Consider the following 16,327-nt stretch of genomic DNA (forward strand, 5'->3'; position numbering starts at 1 on the left):
CGCTGTGGTTCCGGAATGAAACGGCAGGCGGCGTGGGCCCGCACGGGTTCTCGGTAATCTTCGGGCGGTGCGGCACCCTCGATGGTTGGATGGTCAGGTGAGCATCGTCGATCTTGATCACCCCCTGTTTTCGCACCGCGTGGTTCCGCTGGTCTCCGTCAGCGACCCGTCGACCGTCGACGCCATCGGCGAGGGTCTCGTGCGCGGCGGCCTGCCGGTCGCCGAGGTCGCGCTGCGCGGCGAGCACGGACTGCCTGCAATCGCGACGTTGGCGGCGCGGGGCGACATTCTGGTTGGTGCTGGCACGGTGCTTTCGACAGCGCAGGCGCGCGAGGCGCTTGACGCGGGTGCGAACTTCGTGGTTACGCCCGGGCTCGACGCGGAGGTTGTGCGTTACGTGACCGATGCCGGGGTTCCGATCGTTCCTGGTGTCATTACAGCGACCGAAATTCAGGCCGCCATGGCGCTGGGTCTGCGCCGACTCAAGCTCTTTCCGGCCTGCGTTTTCGGCGGACTCTCGCTTGTCGATGCGTATGCGTCGGTGTTCCGTGACGTGAAGTTCATGCCATCGGGCGGAGTGAGCGCGGCTAACCTCGCCGACTTCCTCGCGCACGCCGGTGTCTTCGCGGCAAGCGGCAGCTGGATCACCGCCGTAGCCGCAGACGGACCCGACGCTGTCGCTGAACGCGCAGCCACGGCCGCCGCTATTGGTTCCGGAACCACGGGTGCAGCCGCAGGATCCGCTGCGGGAAGCGCGGTGATCGCATGAGCCTCGACGTGCTGACGATCGGCGAGAGCCTCGGCCTCACGGTTGCCAATGAAATCGGCGCGCCGATGCGTGGTGACCAGCTGACGCTCACGTTTGGTGGGGCAGAATCCAATGTCGCGATCGGCGTTGCCCGTCTCGGTGGCGCGGCGGCGTGGGTCGGACGTCTCGGAAACGATGCGCTCGGCGATCTCATCGTGCGCGAACTGCGTGGCGAGGGCGTCTCAGTGTTCGCCGCGCGCGACGATGCGGCACTGACGTCGCTCATGATGAAGTCTCGTCCAAGGCCCGGCGCAACGTCGGTGTCGTTCTACCGCCGCGGGTTTGCGGGTAGCCGTCTGTCGGCCGCAGATCTGCCTGTTGACGCCATTCGCGGCGCGAACATTCTGCACATCACCGGTATCTCCGCTGCGCTAGCCGAGTCGTCTCGCGCGGCGTTGCACGCTGCGATCGACATCGCTCGCGACGCTGGCGTGACGGTGTCGTTTGACGTCAACCACCGCGCCTCACTGCTGCCCGATGCCACTGAGGCGCGCGAGATCTACCGTGCCCTCGCCGAGCGTGCCGACATCATTTTTGCCGGCGATGACGAAGCGGAGATTCTCACCGGCGAGCGTGAACACGAGGCACAATTGCATGCCCTACTCGCGCTGGGTGCGCAGACTGCGGTCGTCAAACTGGGTGCCGATGGCGCGCTCGCCGGAACCAACGCGGGCACCGTCGTGCGCGTGGCGGCCCTGACCGTTGACGCCGTCGACACGGTCGGCGCTGGCGATGCCTTCGTCGCCGGGTTCCTCACTGAAACCGCACGCGGACTCACCCTCGCCGAGTGCCTCGAGACCGCAACCGCAACCGGCGCGTACGCATGCCTCGCCCACGGTGATTGGGAGGCCGCCCCCACTCGGCGCGACCTCGCCGCCTTCCTGGCAACCGGCGACCCCGTCTCCCGCTAGGTATCTGGTTTCGCCTGCCCCGTGGTTCCGCCCTTCTGGTTCCGCCCTTCTGGTTCCACCCTTCTGGTTCCGTCGGCCCTGTCCTGACGTACGGAAAACGTCGTGAGGGAAGGAGAACTCGGCCAAAATCTCCTCCTCCCACGTCACTTTCCTCCCGCCGCGACGCCGAGGGCGCGCGCTACCTTCCCCAGCACCCGCCGCCCCGAGGTATACGCCGCTTCGCGCCGCCGCTTCTCTCTCCCTGGCTCGGCTCCATGGTTCCGGAACCAGTGGTTGCGCACCAGCGGCCCGCGGGTTGCGCCGCTTCGCGCCGCCGCTCTGTCGCGAGAACGAGAGAAAACAGCGGCAACCATGCTTTTCGGCCGAAAATCTATCGCTGTCGCGACATTCTGTCGCTCTCACGACGACGTGATCGCCACACATCACCCCACCCGCTCCCCCTCTCGTTAGGCTCATGACATGGCTTCTCTGACTGTTTCGGTTCCGACTGCCCGACTCCTCGGCGATGTCACGGCATTGCTTTCTGCGGATGAACTCGCCACCGTCGAGGTGTTCGAATGGGCGCTCGATGATGCATCCGGCCGCGACAACATCGACATCGTCGTTGCGCCATACATGTCGGCGACCAAGACGCTGCCGTCACTTGCTGGCGTCACGACCCAGCTCGTGCAGAGCCAGTCGATCGGGTGGGACGATGTTCCGGCACACTTGCCTGCCGGCCACACTTTCGCGAATGCGACCTCGGTGCACGAGGCGGCAACCGCCGAACTCGCCCTCGCGCTGACGCTCGCGAGCCAGCGCCGACTCCCCCTCTACGTGCGCCAACAGACCGAAAGCACGTGGCGTGGACGCTTCTCCCCCAGCCTCGCCGACCGCCGCGTGATGGTGCTCGGCTACGGCGGAGTGGGGAAGGCCATCGCCGCCCGCCTCGCGCCGTTCGAGGTTGAGATTATTCCGGTCGCGTCGACCGCCCGCGACGAAGATGGCGTGCAGGTGCACGGCATCGATGAGCTCGCTGACCTGCTCCCGACGACCGAGATCCTCATTACCTCTCTGCCTGGCGGCGACAAGACCCACCATGTCATCGATGACGCGGTGCTCTCCGCGCTCCCCGATGGCGCACTCGTGGTCAACGTTGGCCGCGGCTCACTCATCGACCCGGCCGCGCTCGTCGAACACACCGCATCCGGTCGCTTGCGCGCCGCCGTCGATGTCACCGAGCCCGAACCGCTCCCCGCCGACAGCCCGCTGTGGGGCATCGAAAACGTGCTCATCACGCCACACGTCGGCGGCGCGGCATCGTCGATGCAGCCGCGCATCGCTCGCCTCATCGTGCGTCAGATTCGTCACCTACTGGCTGGCGAAGCACCCGAAAACGTCGTATTCACCAGCTAAGGAACGCGAAAGCGGAACCACGCTGCGGCGGGTTCTCGGTCGCTGCAGATCCTCGTTAGACCTCCACGCCCACGCTGGGCGCTGGGCATCCTCACTCCACACCAGCGCGGCGTCGCGATGCACCCGCGCGCACGCTGGGCGCTGACGCGACGTCGGCCACGCTGATCGCCGCACGCTGGGCGCTGGGCGCTGCGGCGGGTTCGCGGTCGCTGCGGATCCTCGCTAGACGCCCACGCAGTCGCGGGGCGCTAACGCGACATCGCCCAACGCCGTCGCGTGCCAGAACGTCACCCGAGCAACCGCTCCAACAACACCTCGGGCTCGACGCGGGGGCCGGTGAAGAACGGGGTCTCCTCAATCACGTGGCGGCGGGCCTCGGTGGCGCGCAGCTCGCGCATCAGGTCAACGATGCGAATGAGGTCATCCGACTCGAACGCGAGTAGCCACTCATAGTCACCAAGCGCGAATGAGGCGACAGTGTTGGCGAGCACATCGCGGTAGTCGCGGGCGGCCGCACCGTGGTCGCGGAGCATCTGCGCGCGCTCAGCTTCTGGTAGCAGATACCACTCGCGCGAGCGCACAAACGGGTAGACACAAATGTATCCACCGGGTTTCTCGCCAGCCAAAAACGCGGGCACGTGCGCGCGGTTAAACTCGGCCGCGCGGTGCACGCCGATGTTCGACCACACCGGTTCCAGTGCCCCCGCAGACGCAGAAACCACCGCGCGGTACGCGGCCTGCAGTGTCTCCACTTCACCCGCATGCCACCAGATCAACACATCGGCATCGGCGCGGAAGCCCGAGATTTCATACCAGCCGCGCGTGGTCAGCCCGTCGACGCGAGCAAGGGTTGCCAGCACGTCTGCGGGGGCGGCGGAACCAACACGTTGCGCTCGAAAGACGGCGTACATCGTGTAGTTCACGGCGGCATTGACCTCTTCGGCGAGGTGCGAGTGGTCGATGAGGGGGTGATGTGACATGTCAGTCTTCCGATCCTGCGATGACGGGGAGTCCGGTAATTTCGCCGTCGCGCATGCGGCAGCTTCCGGCGGGGGCAACGTCGGGAAAAGCGGGCAATGCGCCCACAGTGACGGCCGAAACGCTGTCGCCGCGTTCGCGTGCCTCGCGCTCAAGCACCATGTCAACCAGGCCACTGATGAACAGCGGATGCGTCGACGCGGTTCCGGCGCGCACCGCGACCATGCCGAGTGACGTCGCCGTCTCCAGCGCCTCCGTGTCGAGGTCGTACGCGACCTCCATGTGGTCGGAGATGAAGCCGATCGGCGCGATCACGACCTTGCGAACACCGGCCGCTGCCAACTCCTCGAGGTGGTCGTTGACGTCGGGTTCGAGCCACGGAACCATGGGGTTGCCGGAGCGGGAGCAGTACGCCAGCGACGACGGCAGGTCATGGCCGTAACGGGCCCGGAGGCCGGCGTCGATGGTTGCCCGCACATCTTCATGCTGTTCGGCATATCCGGCACCGGTGCGGGCGGACGCGTCCTGCATCGTGTTGGGGATGGAGTGCGTGACGTACACGACATGAGTGTCGGTCGCACCGCCCTCGAGTGAGTCAATCGCCGTGATGATCTGTTCGCGGTTGGCACCGACAAAACCCGGGTCATTGAAGAACGGACGGAGCATGTCAATGTCGGGCGCATTGTCGCCGAGCTCGGCGACGGCTTCTGCGAGATGCTCGCGGTACTGACGGCTGCCCGAGTACGACGCGTAGGCGCTGGTGACGAGGGTAAGGACGCGGCGCGCACCGAAGGCGCTCGCGTCGCGCAGGGTGTCGACGGTAAACGGATGCCAGTTTCGGTTGCCCCAGATCACGGGCAGGTTCTCACCGCGTGCACGAAGCTCAGCGGCAAGCGCGTCGATGAGCGCGAGGTTCTGCTCGTTGATGGGACTCTTGCCGCCGAAGTGGTAATAGTGCTCCCCCACTTCGACAAGGCGTTCGTCTGGAATACCTTTGCCATCGGTCACATTCTTGAGGAAGGGCAACACATCGGGCGTGCGATTGGGTCCGCCGAAGGAGCAGACCAGCAGGGCGTCGTATGGGGCGGTGGCGCGGGGAGTTTCAGGCACGCGGTCAACCTATCATCAGATGAAGATCTTCATCTGATGATTCGCTGAGCTTCCTCTGCGCACGACCCAAAGTGACGGATTCGCCAAAATCACCGCGAAATACCGCACTAATTGCTGCCTCAGCAGCAAATAGCCCGGGCGAACATCGTCCAGCGCAATAGGCTGAGAGGAACGAGGGAGGTGCCCGTGGCTGAACCAATGGGAAGCGCGCTGGCGCGCACAACGCTGGCACAGTTGAAGGCGCGAATTTCCGCTGGAGAATGGCCCGTCGGATCCCGCATCCCGACCGAGCCAGAGCTCACCGAACAACTCGGTGTTGGCCGCTCCACCGTGCGCGAGGCCGTACGCTCGCTGGCCACGCTCGGCATGATCGAAACGCTCCCGGCCCGCGGCACATTCGTACGCTCACTCACCCCCGCGCCGTCGCTCCTTTTCGATGCGCTGCAGACCTATCACCCGGCCGAACTCATCGGAATCCGCCGGGCGCTCGATGTCGAAGCCGCTCAGACCGCGGCGGCCCAGTGGGTACCCGAACGCCTCGAGGCCATGGAGACGGCGGTAGCCATCGAGATGGAAGCCATGCGCGAACACAACGCCGGCATCCCCGGCGGCGTCACCCGTTGCACGCTCTTTCACGGCGCGATTGCTCAGGCGTCAGGCAACCGTCTGCTCGCCGACCTCGACACGTCACTCTCACGTGCGCTCGATTCGTCCGGCCTCGGTGCGCACATCGCCGAAAGCATCGACCCCGCGATCCTGCTCAACGAGCACGACCGTATTCTCACGTCGATCCGCTCTCGTGACGTCGCAGCAGCCGCCCACCTCATGGCCCTGCACTCTGACGCCGCGCTGCGCACGCTCCGCCACAGCGTGCTCACCACCGAGATGACCAAACTCACCCAGCAGCCCGGCTGATAAGCCAACGGATGGGCTCGGCGGCTCTCGTCAGAGCGGTGGCCGAGCGCCCGCGCCGCTTGTCTCTCGTCGGAACTTGTGTGACTGGTGAGGCCGTTTCACGGCGTGTCGCGTGACGACGCGCAACATCTCCGACGCGAGAAGAGAGTCACGGCCTCGGCGCGGAACCACGGCTCGGAACCATTCGGAGCCATCGGCACGGAACCATCAGCTCGGAACTATGCGGAACCATCCGCTGGGAACTCTCGGCACGGAGCAATCAGCGCGGAACTACTCGGAACCATCGGCTGGGGCGCGACGCGCGTTGCGGCCAGACACATGGTTCCGCACGCCTCGGACTAGGCGTCGCGACGATACTCGTCAAAGTCCGCATGACTCGCGAACCACGCAAACCCGGCGCGCTCGGCAACTCGCACCGATGCACCATTCGCCGGCTGAATCTGCGCGCTCAGCGGCACATCGCGCTGCTCAGCGCGGGCAATCTCGATCATCGCGTCGAGAATTTGCCCGGCATACCCGTGCCCCCAGCGGTCGGGGTCAACCCAATATCCGAGCTCGGTCGCATCGTCCGGAAACATGATCGCGCCCAGCCCGACCACAGCCTCACCATCAAACGCGAGATACCAGCGGCGAAACGTGTCGCCGCCGCCCGCACTCAGCACGCGTGCTTTCGTGAACTCCGGAGTCCACACCGAAGCGCCACCGACGTATCGGTTCACCCGCTCGTCTTGCGACCAACGCATCACGGTATCGACATCGTCGGGTGTGACGAGTCGCAACTGCAGTGTCATAGCGCCACCATAAAGCGCGGCACCGACATTCGCGAGGCTTACGAGTGGAAGACGGCGTGCAGACGCGGGTCGCCGACGGCTTCGCGGCCGCCGAGCTCGTCGATTTCGAACAGCACGGCGGTGCCGATGACGGAACCACCGAGCCGAGCGACGAGGTCGTGGGCTGCTCCGAGGGTGCCGCCGGTGGCGAGCACGTCATCGATCAGTAGCACCGTGGCGCCGTTGGGAATGTCGTCGTGCGCTTCGATCGTCGCCGTTCCGTATTCCAGCGCGTACGAAACAGCAGCCGCTGGGCGAGGCAGCTTGCCTGCCTTGCGGATCGGAATGAGACCGACGTTCGCGTACGTTGCAGCTGCACCGGCGAGCAGGAAGCCACGAGCCTCGATGCCTGCCACGTAGTCAAACTCACCCTTGAACGGGGCGATGAGGGCGTCAATGGTGGCGACGAGCGCGCGGGCGTCAGCCAGCAGCGGGGTGATGTCACGGAACAGCACACCGGGTTGCGGGTAGTCCGGGATGTTGCGGATCAGGGAATGGGCGCGGTCAAGCTCAGCCGAAGTCACTCTGGTAAGGATACTCGCGCCACATGAGAGTTTGATGGACTGCTCGCTCCCGCGCCGGCCAGAAGATTCCTGGTTCCGCACGGAATATCGGGTCATGATGCCCATTATGAAAGCGCTCTCACGGTAAGATATCCACGTCATACGTGTGGTGTGCGCATCTCTGTTGCCTCTTGCCGGGCACCGTCGCGATGACTTCAGGTGCGCATTGCCCAACGAGACTCCCGCCGCGCCTCGGACCCGAAACTTCGGGAGTCTCATGAGGCGCACGCGCTCAACTCAAGCGCGCGGCCGCACCCTAATAGGTGCTGGCGTCGCAACGCTGTTCATTGGTTCGCTCGCCGTCGCCGGATCCCCGGCTGCCGTGGCGGCACCGACGGCATTCAACCCGTTCTCAATTAACAACGGTTTCACGGTGGTGGCGCAGGGAGATGCGACACTCAACAATGGCGAGGTCGAAGGCTCCGTGGCCGCATTCGGCACGTTGCAGTCGGGAAACCAGAACGGTTACCCCGTGATTCACAAGGCCGCCGGCCTCGCTGACTACACGGTTCCGACCATCGATGGCGTGCCGGTTCACCTATTGGCCACAGAATTCGTTGCAGCTGGCTCGTTCGATCTCAGCAACCGTGACGACTCACACTCCATCGCCTCAGATTCGCCCGAAGCTCTCGCGACCGCGAAGTTCGTCTCGATTGATGGCCTCACCGGCAGCAATCGCGGCGGCGGCAACGCGGGCGGCGACTTCCTCCGTGTCACTAACGCAGAAGGCGGCAACCTCGACCTGAAGGCGGTGCCGTTTGCGGGCGCATCGGTCAGCGATCTCAAGACGACAGAATCGTCGGTTGCGGCGTACTTTGCCGACCCCGTCGCACATATCACGGCAACCAACGCGTGCCTCGCTTCGATGTACTCGCCCGAGCTTCGCTGAGCAACCCCGTGACCGTGGTCGATAACGGCGGCATGGCGCTCCCTGAAGGCTTCGTGACCGATCAGCCCAACGTGATCAACTACGCAGATCTGGTGAACAAAACCATCAAGATGGACAACGCTGGCGGTTACGAGCCGACCGCGGCCGCACCACTTATTGTGCGGGTTCCGGCTGGTACGACCACGATCAGCAAGATCACGTTCGAGGGATGGTCGGCCAGTGCCTCGGCTCAGCAGACGTACGCCCGCTACATCATGCTCGATATGTCTGAGGTCACCGGAGAAGTCACCATTGACGGCTTCGAGCTCGGGGCAATTTGGGCGCCGAATGCATCGCTGGCGTTCAACTCCGGAACCACCACGAACGGCCAGTGGTTTGCCGACGACGTCACAACGAACGGCGGCGGCGAAATCCACCACCATGCCTTCTTGGGCCAGTTGATCTGCGATGACGACAGCACCAACCCCGGCGCCGAAGCAGGTGCTGACGCTGACGCAGACGCAGGGGCCGCAGCCGACGCGGAGGTCGAGGCAGACGCCGACACAAACGTGGACGCAGACGCAGGAGCCGCAGCCGACGCGGAGGTCGAGGCAGACGCCGACGCCGACGCAAACGTCGAAGCCGACGCCGAGGCAGACGCCAACGCCGACGCAGGTAACGATGCCGACGCAAACGTTGACACCAACGCGGGCAGCGCGGCAGACGCTGCTACTGCGGCTGATGCAGACGCAAATGTAGACGCCGACGGCACAGCCGACGCAGCAACCGCAGCAGACGCCGGAACCGTAGCAGACGCAGACACAAATGTAGACGCCGACGGCACAGCTGACGCAGGAAACGAAGCCGACGCAAACGTCGAAGCCGACGCCGAGGCAGACGCCAACGCCGACGCAGGTAACGATGCCGACGCAAACGTTGACACCAACGCGGGCACCGCGGCAGACGCTGCTACTGCGGCTGATGCAGACGCAAATGTAGACGCCGACGGCACAGCTGACGCAGGAAACGAAGCCGACGGCACAACTGACGCAGGAAACGAAGCCGACGCCGATACCGACGCAGCAACCGATACCGACGCAGGAGCCGCAGCAGACGCCGGAGCTGAAGGTGCAGACGCCGCCGCGGGGGCCGGAGCAGGAGCCGAAGGCAGCGCAACCGGCAGCACCGCAACGGCAAATGCAACCGGTAGCACCGCAACCGCGAACGCAGCCGACACCGCCGCCGGGAGCGAAAATTCCGGTTCCGCGCCCCTGGCGCACACCGGAGCCTCGGTGAGCTGGCCGGTGCTCGCGCTGGGCACGTTGCTGCTTCTGGGCGGCGTGTTCACGGTACGCCGCCGGCACGCATAAAGCGGGATGACAACGGTGGGGATGGCGCAAAATGCGTCATCCCCACTCTGCTTTCACGCGGTTGCACTAACCGCTCTCGCCCGCAATATTCCGAGCAATCTCGCCCACCCCCTGCCGAAATGTAAGCGCTTACAGTAGGGTGGCGATATGAGCATGTCGGAGACTTCCCCCCGCAATGACGCGACCACCGGATCAGAGTGGTGGCGCTCGGCCGTCATCTACCAGATCTACCCGCGCTCTTTCGCAGATCAGTCTGGTGACGGCATCGGCGATCTGCCGGGTATCACGAGCAAGCTCGACGACCTTCGCGACCTTGGCATTGACGCCATTTGGCTGAGCCCGTTTATGACGAGCCCGCAAAAAGACGCTGGCTACGACGTCGCCGACTATTGCGATGTTGACCCGCTCTTCGGTACGCTCGCCGACTTCGATGCGATGCTCGCGGCAGCGCACGAGCGGAACATCCGCGTGATCGTCGACCTGGTTCCGAACCACTCCTCTGACCAGCACGTATGGTTCCAGCAGGCGCTTGCCGCTGCCCCCGGCAGTGCTGAGCGTGAGCGCTACATGTTCCGCGATGGCAAGGGTGAGAACGGCGAAATCGCGCCGAACAACTGGGAGTCGGTCTTCGGCGGCCCCGCATGGACCCGCACCACCAACGCCGACGGCACGCCCGGTCAGTGGTACCTGCACATCTTCGACTCGAGCCAGCCCGACTTCAACTGGAGCAACGACGAGGTGCGCGAAGAGTTCCGCCGCATCCTGCGTTTCTGGCTCGACCGTGGCGTCGATGGCTTCCGCGTTGACGTCGCGCACGGCATGATCAAGGCCGATGGCCTGCCCGACTACACACCCAACCCCGACGGCGGCTCGATGGGCGGCGACGCCACCGACGTTCCGTACTGGGGTCAGGACGGGGTGCACGACATCTACCGCGACTGGCATCAGCTCCTCGCCGAATACGACGGCGACCGCGCGCTGTGTGGTGAAGCCTGGCTGCCGACGATCGAGCAGACCACGAAGTGGGTGCGTCCGGGCGAAATGCACCAGACCTTCAACTTCGCCTACCTTGAGACGCCGTGGGCGGCTGACGCACAGCGTGCCGTCATCACGAAGTCGCTCGCAAGCTACGGCGGTGTGGGCGCTCCCTCCACCTGGGTGCTCTCCAACCACGACGTCGTGCGTCACGCAACGCGTCTCGCCCTGACGATCGACAACCCGCAGGGTGAGGGCATCGGCCCGAAGACCCCCGGCCCGCGCCCCGACCCCGCACTCGGTCTGCGCCGTGCACGCGCGGCATCGACCATGATGCTGGCGTTGCCCGGCTCTGCCTACATGTACCAGGGCGAAGAGCTCGGTCTTCCCGAGGTCATCGACCTGCCAGACGATGCCCGTCAAGACCCCACGTGGTTCCGCACCAACCGTGAGCGTTACGGCCGCGACGGTTGCCGCGTGCCGCTGCCCTGGACAGGCGCAGCCCCCGCCTTCGGCTTCAACGAGACCGGCGAGGCGTGGCTTCCGCAGCCGGTCGGTTTCGCGGCGTTCGCACGCGACGTGCAGCGCGGCGTGAAGGAATCAACGCTGTCGCTGTACACAAACGCGCTGACGCTGCGCTCGGACTTCGGACTCGGAACCGGCACTCTCGAGTGGATCGACCAGTACGGTAGTGACGTGGTCGCCTTCCGTAATGGCGACATTGAAGTCATCACCAACTTCGGCGCCGCCCCCGTGGATCTCGGCGACAAGACGGTGCTCGTCTCGAGCGAACCTGGCATCAGCGGCTCCGTGCCGACCGATGTCACGGTGTGGGTTCGCGACGTCTAAAACCCGATTGGAGGACGCTCAATGGTGAGCATCGATGAGGTCGCGCGCTCTGCGGGCGTCTCAACGGCGACGGTATCGCGCGCGCTGAGCGGACGCGGTCATGTGTCAGCTCACACCAAGGAGCGCGTGCTGAAGGCCGCGCATGCCCTGGGTTATGTGGTGTCATCGAGCGCCTCCTCTCTCGCATCGGGACGCACGCGCAATATTGGCGTGATTGTTCCGTATCTCGATCGCTGGTTCTTCTCCGCTGTCCTGAGCGGGTTGGCAGCCGCCGTGACCCGCGCAGGCTACGACATCACGTTGTACAACATCACCGCAGATGAGAAGGCTCGCGGCGAGATTTTTCGCACGTTCTTGCGTCGTGGGCGCGTTGACGCCGTCATCGCGGTGTCGATTCAGCTCGATGATTCGGAGACGCAGGCTCTGCTTGCCCTCGGCATTCCGGTGATTGCTATCGGCGGGCCAAACCCGCAGCTGTCGACCCTGACGGTCGATGACTATGCCGTCGCACGCATGGCAACCAACCACCTCATTACCCTCGGGCACCGCACAATCGCGCACATTGGCGCAAACCCCGAGTTCGACATTGACTTTCACGTGCCGACCACGCGCCGTCTGGGTTTCGAGCAGGCACTTCGCGACGCTGATATCGAGCCAAACCCCTCACTGTACGAACCCGCTGACTTCACAATCGAGGGTGGCTACCGTGCGGCTAAACAGCTCCTCGGCCGCCCGCATGACCGTCCCACCGCAATCTTCGCGGGCTCCGACGAGATGGCAATTGGTGCAATACTCGCCGCCCGCGACCTCGGTTTCCGGGTGCCAGATGACCTGTCAATCATCGGAATTGACGGTCACGACCTCGGCGAATTCTTCCGCCTCACCACGGTTGACCAGTTTCCGCTCAAGCAGGGTGCCCGCGCGGCCGAGGCGGTGTTCCGCGAGCTGGAAGAGACGGCCCAGCCGGTCAAGCACCAGCTCAACGCCTTGCCGTTCGAGCTGGTCGTGCGCGAGACGACTGCCCGCGCGCCACGGTAGTCGCTAGGCTTCGGTCATGACCCTCGACCTTGAAGCCATCTACATCGACCTGCACCGCAACCCCGAGTTGTCGTTTCAGGAGACTCGCACGGCGAGTGTCATCGCCGAGCACCTGACCGCCCTCGGCATCGAGCACGAAACGGGCATTGGCCAGACCGGAATTGCCGCGGTCATTCGCAACGGAGATGGCCCGGTCGTGTGGCTGCGCGCTGACATGGACGCGCTCCCGGTGCTCGAGCAGACCGGCCTCGACTATGCGTCGACCGCCCGTGGCGTTGACCCCGAAGGCACCGATGTTCCGGTCATGCACGCGTGCGGCCACGACATGCACGTCACAGCTCTCCTCGGCACATTGGAACGGCTGAAGGCAACGACCGACGAGTGGAGCGGAACCATTGTGGCCGTCTTCCAACCGGCGGAAGAATATGGTTCCGGCGCGCAAGCAATGATTGCCGACGATGTGCTGAACCGCTTCCCGAAGCCAACAATCGTTCTCGGCCAGCACCTGGCACCATTGCCTGCCGGAACCATTGGCGTGCGTTCCGGAGCACAAATGGCGGCATCCGATGGGTTGCACGTTGTGCTGCACGGCCGTGGTGGCCACGGCTCCCGCCCCGACACGACGATCGACCCGGTCGTGATGGCGGCGGCGACCGTGATGCGATTGCAGACGATTGTTTCCCGTGAAACTGACCCCCGCGAGATGGCCGTCGTCACGGTCGGCTCGATGCACGCGGGTTTGAAGAACAACATCATTCCGGCCACCGCGACAATCGACATCAGCCTGCGCTATCCAGACGAAAAAGCCCGCGTTGGCGTTATGTCCAAGGTTGAGCGCATCATCAAGGCCGAGGCTCTCGCCTCCGGTGCTACCGAAGAGCCGACAATCGAGATCCTGCACACGCTGCCGCCGACGATCAACGATGTGGACGCCACCGACCGGCTCATCTTCGCGTGGGAGACCGCTTTCGGTGAGGATGCTGTGGTTGACCCTGGCATGTTCACCGGGTCAGAAGACGTCTCTTGGTTCGCGACCGAGGCCGGTGTTCCCCTGGTCTATTGGTTCTGGGGCGGCGTTGAGCCGGAGACATTCGCGGCGGCCACTGCGGCGGGTACTGCCGAAGCCGACATTCCGAGCAACCACTCCCCCTACTTTGCTCCGATCTTGCACCCCACGATCGAACGCGGTGTTGACGCCCTCGTCATCGCCGCCCGTGAGTTCCTGAACTAGCGAGCGCGATTCACGCGGGCCGTCACTTCGGGCGCCGCGCAGGCTCCGGCCCCACGGCCCGTGGTTCGACGACCCTGGTTATGCGGCCGTGGCACCCTCGGCGTCCGTGGCGCCCTTGGCGCCCTTGGACGCAGCGCGGTTCCGCTCGATGTGTGCAACCGTCGGACAGAATCCCTCACACACCCCACCAACAGCACGTCCACCGGCGTGCCGTCCCAAAGCGTCCGACGTCTTCTCACACAGCGAGATAAACCGCCCCATGCGGCCCCCTGCGCCGTGAAGGTGCGGACTCGCGGCTGCTGGTTCCGGAACCTCGATGCAGAATTGCCAGGAAACCTGCGGAAGAAGGGGCTTGCGGAGCTAAAAGGACAGGCGTAATGTCGCCCGCCGTGGTAACCGAAAAGCGCGATACTGCGCATCATCACGGCGGTGTGAAACGCCTCCTGCTTGGCGACCCGCTGACCAGCGAAACCGCCGACGAACAGCTGCTACCGAAGCGACGGGCGTTGCCCATCTTCGCCTCGGATGCGCTCTCCAGCGTGGCGTACGCACCGCAAGAACTCCTCATGATTCTGCTGCTTGGCGGGTTGAGCTTTCTCACGTTTGGTCCGTGGCTCGCGGCCGGCGTTGTCATGCTGCTGCTCGTTGTGGTGTTGAGTTACCGACAGCTCATCAAGGCGTATCCCTCGGGTGGCGGCGACTACGAGGTTGCACGCAAGAATCTCGGCGAACTTCCCGGCGTCATCGTCGCGAGCGCCTTGCTTGTCGACTATGTGTTGACGGTCGCCGTGTCGGTCGCCTCTGGCGTGGATAACATCATTTCGGCGGTTCCTGAGCTCAACCCGGTTCGCGTCGAACTCGCCGTCGCCTTCGTCATTCTGATCGTGGTCGTGAACCTGCGTGGTGTTCGCGAAGCGTCTCTCGTCTTCGCCATCCCCACGTACGCATTCATAGTGTCGGTCGCGATCATGCTGGTCGTGGGGCTGGGCCGCACCGTGCTTGGTGACGCTCCGGTGGCGTCGAGCGCGGAGTTCACCGTGCAGGCCGAACAGCTCTCACAAGCCGCCATCATTCTGCTGATCCTGCGCGCTTTCTCAAGTGGTTGTTCCGCTCTCACGGGTGTCGAAGCGGTGGCTAACGGGGTTCCGGCTTTCCGCGTTCCGAAAGTGCGCAATGCGAAGACGACCCTCGCGATCATGGGAGCCACCGCCGCGACGCTGTTTGCCGGGCTCGTCGCGCTCGCCCTCATTACGCACGTGCACTACGCGGAAAACGCGTGCCACCTGGAAGGCTTTGACTGCACGCAACCCCAGCCCAGCCTGATGGCGCAGCTGGCGGCGGCGACGTTTGGCATGGGTTCGGTCCCGTTCTTCATCATTCAGGCGGTGACCGCGTGCGTACTGTTGTTGGCCGCCAACACGGCCTTCAACGGATTCCCGCTACTCGGGGCTGTGCTCGCGCGCGATGGCTACGCCCCGAAAGCTCTCAACACCCGCGGCGACCGGCTTGTGTTCTCCAACGGAATGCTCGCCCTCGGTGTGGCAGCGTGCGCGATCCTTATCGTCTTCAACGCCAGCCTGACGGCGCTGATTCAGCTGTACATCATCGGCGTTTTCGTGTCGTTCACGATGGGTCAGATTGGCATGGTGCGGCACTGGACGCACGTACTGCGCGGGCCGCTGTCTGCTCGCGAGCGCGCGGCCACCGTGCGCAGCATGAGCATCAACCTGGTGGGCGCCATCATGACCTCGACGGTGCTCGTCATCGTAACGATCACAAAGTTCACGCACGGGGCGTGGATGGTGTTTCTCGCGATCCCGGTGCTCACCGCGCTCATGGTGGGTGTGAACCGCTACTACCGCGACGTTGAAGCAGAAATCACCCTCGATGACACGTCACACTTCGGCGCCTCAGGTGACGTCGCGATCGTGCTCGTCAACCGCCTGCAAAAGCCCGTCATGAAGGCGGTTGACTACGCCGTCGCCGCACACCATCGGACGACGTTCGCACTGCACGTCGCCGCCGACGCCGAAGCGGCTGAGGCGCTCGAAGCCGAATGGCAGCGGCGCAAGGTTCCGCTCAAGCTCGTCATCATTCAGTCGCCTTACCGCGAGTACGCAGCACCCATCGCGCGGTTCATTCACGAATATCGGCAGAAGTTTGGGTCGAGCGTCGTGACCGTTTATCTGCCGCAATACATCGTCGGTCACTGGTGGGAGTCGTTCCTGCACAACCGCCGCGCGCGCCGCGTCGCTGGCCAGCTCATGCTCGTGCACGGCGTGACCATCACGATCGTGCCGTGGCTCTTGGACTCCTCCGACCTCGTCTATGGACGCCGCTCCCGCGCCGTGCCAGGCCAAGACCGCGCGGGCATGCCTACCCCCGCCGGTCGGGCGCCGGCACCACGCGCACCGGCCAGCATCCGCCGCGACTACGGCGACGGCACAGCCACCCACTGAACCGCAGGTTCCGGAACCACGAAACCG

General features: G+C 64.7%; 14 protein-coding genes. 10 read left to right on the plus strand and 4 right to left on the minus strand.

Annotated elements, in window-relative coordinates; genetic code table 11:
- Positions 1 to 97 precede the first annotated feature (97 nt).
- From KTJ77_RS11670 to KTJ77_RS11680, 3 genes are all read left to right on the plus strand, one after another.
- The gene (locus KTJ77_RS11670; protein WP_217338709.1) at positions 98 to 769 is read left to right on the plus strand and encodes a bifunctional 4-hydroxy-2-oxoglutarate aldolase/2-dehydro-3-deoxy-phosphogluconate aldolase; all 672 of its coding nucleotides are present in this window, start codon (positions 98 to 100) and stop codon (positions 767 to 769) included.
- Positions 766 to 1,719, plus strand: a complete 954-nt coding sequence (locus KTJ77_RS11675) for a sugar kinase (protein ID WP_217338710.1) — start codon at positions 766 to 768, stop codon at positions 1,717 to 1,719. The genes KTJ77_RS11670 and KTJ77_RS11675 overlap by 4 nt, the downstream gene beginning before the upstream one ends.
- A 459-nt stretch (positions 1,720 to 2,178) precedes the next feature.
- Positions 2,179 to 3,114 carry an NAD(P)-dependent oxidoreductase gene (locus KTJ77_RS11680; protein ID WP_217338711.1) on the plus strand — a complete coding sequence of 312 codons (936 nt, stop codon included), beginning with the start codon at positions 2,179 to 2,181 and terminating at the stop codon, positions 3,112 to 3,114.
- A gap of 287 nt (positions 3,115 to 3,401) precedes the next feature.
- Here the strand turns inward: KTJ77_RS11680 and hemQ are convergent, their stop codons facing one another.
- Together hemQ and KTJ77_RS11690 are read right to left on the minus strand one after the other, a co-directional pair.
- Entirely contained in the window at positions 3,402 to 4,094 is a 693-nt protein-coding gene (hemQ, locus tag KTJ77_RS11685) for a hydrogen peroxide-dependent heme synthase (protein WP_217338712.1), read from the minus strand.
- A 1-nt stretch (position 4,095) separates the two neighbouring features.
- Positions 4,096 to 5,202, minus strand: a complete 1,107-nt coding sequence (locus KTJ77_RS11690; protein WP_217338713.1) for a ferrochelatase — start codon at positions 5,200 to 5,202, stop codon at positions 4,096 to 4,098.
- 186 nt (positions 5,203 to 5,388) lie between these two features.
- Between KTJ77_RS11690 and KTJ77_RS11695 the strand changes: the two genes are divergently transcribed.
- Positions 5,389 to 6,117, plus strand: a complete 729-nt coding sequence (locus KTJ77_RS11695) for a FadR/GntR family transcriptional regulator (RefSeq protein WP_367948916.1) — start codon at positions 5,389 to 5,391, stop codon at positions 6,115 to 6,117.
- Between the two features lie 338 nt (positions 6,118 to 6,455).
- Here the strand turns inward: KTJ77_RS11695 and KTJ77_RS11700 are convergent, their stop codons facing one another.
- Both KTJ77_RS11700 and KTJ77_RS11705 read right to left on the minus strand, forming a co-directional pair.
- Positions 6,456 to 6,908: a GNAT family N-acetyltransferase gene (locus KTJ77_RS11700; RefSeq protein WP_217338714.1), complete on the minus strand. Its 453-nt coding sequence runs from the start codon at positions 6,906 to 6,908 to the stop codon at positions 6,456 to 6,458.
- A gap of 38 nt (positions 6,909 to 6,946) precedes the next feature.
- Entirely contained in the window at positions 6,947 to 7,471 is a 525-nt protein-coding gene (locus KTJ77_RS11705; RefSeq protein WP_367948917.1) for an adenine phosphoribosyltransferase, read from the minus strand.
- 256 nt (positions 7,472 to 7,727) lie between these two features.
- Between KTJ77_RS11705 and KTJ77_RS11710 the strand changes: the two genes are divergently transcribed.
- The 6 genes from KTJ77_RS11710 to KTJ77_RS11735 all read left to right on the plus strand — a co-directional run bounded on the left by KTJ77_RS11710 (position 7,728) and on the right by KTJ77_RS11735 (position 16,300).
- Positions 7,728 to 8,399: a collagen-binding domain-containing protein gene (locus tag KTJ77_RS11710; protein WP_217338716.1), complete on the plus strand. Its 672-nt coding sequence runs from the start codon at positions 7,728 to 7,730 to the stop codon at positions 8,397 to 8,399.
- Positions 8,363 to 9,748: an LPXTG cell wall anchor domain-containing protein gene (locus tag KTJ77_RS11715; protein ID WP_217338717.1), complete on the plus strand. Its 1,386-nt coding sequence runs from the start codon at positions 8,363 to 8,365 to the stop codon at positions 9,746 to 9,748. The genes KTJ77_RS11710 and KTJ77_RS11715 overlap by 37 nt, the downstream gene beginning before the upstream one ends.
- Positions 9,749 to 9,895: 147 nt before the next feature.
- On the plus strand, positions 9,896 to 11,572 hold the full coding sequence (locus tag KTJ77_RS11720; protein WP_217338718.1) for a glycoside hydrolase family 13 protein: 1,677 nt from the start codon (positions 9,896 to 9,898) through the stop codon (positions 11,570 to 11,572).
- 21 nt (positions 11,573 to 11,593) lie between these two features.
- A complete protein-coding gene (locus KTJ77_RS11725; RefSeq protein WP_217338719.1) occupies positions 11,594 to 12,610 on the plus strand; it encodes a LacI family DNA-binding transcriptional regulator in 1,017 nt (338 codons plus the stop codon).
- 16 nt (positions 12,611 to 12,626) lie between these two features.
- Entirely contained in the window at positions 12,627 to 13,841 is a 1,215-nt protein-coding gene (locus KTJ77_RS11730; protein WP_217338720.1) for an amidohydrolase, read from the plus strand.
- A 377-nt stretch (positions 13,842 to 14,218) separates the two neighbouring features.
- On the plus strand, positions 14,219 to 16,300 hold the full coding sequence (locus KTJ77_RS11735; protein WP_217338721.1) for an APC family permease: 2,082 nt from the start codon (positions 14,219 to 14,221) through the stop codon (positions 16,298 to 16,300).
- The last annotated feature ends 27 nt before the right edge of the window (positions 16,301 to 16,327 follow it).

It is taken from the genome of Microbacterium sp. NC79 (genome assembly GCF_019061125.1).
Lineage (GTDB): Bacteria > Actinomycetota > Actinomycetes > Actinomycetales > Microbacteriaceae > Microbacterium.